This window comes from Cellulosimicrobium sp. CpK407, from assembly GCF_051844275.1.
In the GTDB taxonomy this organism is placed as follows: domain Bacteria; phylum Actinomycetota; class Actinomycetes; order Actinomycetales; family Cellulomonadaceae; genus Cellulosimicrobium; species Cellulosimicrobium cellulans_G.
On sequence record NZ_JBGNYC010000105.1, the window covers coordinates 1 to 620 of the forward strand.

The following is a 620-nucleotide window of genomic DNA, read 5'->3' on the forward strand; positions in this document are numbered from 1 at the left end:
GCCCTTGGGCACCTCGGGCGTGGCCTGGGCGTGCAGGGTGCTGCCCTCGACCGAGACCGTGACGCCCTGCGCACCGCCCGAGGACGCGGTGAACGTCAGCGGGTCTCCGTCGGCGTCCGTGGCGAAGCGTGCGAGGTCGACCGAGGCCTCCTCGCCCGCGGCCACGTCGAGCGCCGGAGACCCGACGAGCTCGGGCGCGAGGTTCTCCGGAGGCAGGACCTGGACGGGGATGGTCAGGACGTTGGTGTGCCCCTCGGGGTCGTCCGGGCCGGACCCGTCGGTCACCTCGAACGACACCGACGCCGGCCCGGTGTAGGCGGGGTCGGGCGTGTAGACGATCTGGGTCACCGACGGGACCTCGCGCGAGCCCTCGGTGACCTTCACGGCGTCCTCGGTCGTCAGGCGCGGCGTCTTGCCCTCGACCACGAGCACGTGCTCGGTGATGTCGATCGGCAGGGACTCCCCGGCCAGCACCTCGAGCTGCGTCCCCGGCCGGAGCGTCGGCCTCTGGTCGGTGAGGCCGGGCACCTTGACGAAGGCCTTGGCGGTGAGGCCGTCGATGTCGGTGGCGGTGTAGGTGATGACCTGGCGGTTCTCGGTGAGGGTGACGACGAGCTCGC

At 72.4% G+C, this 620-nt stretch carries 1 protein-coding gene; it reads right to left on the bottom strand.

What is annotated here, in order from left to right; translation table 11 throughout:
* Positions 1-620: Ig-like domain-containing protein (locus ABWU78_RS20910; RefSeq protein WP_439159394.1), on the bottom strand; the 620-nt coding region annotated here is incomplete at both ends.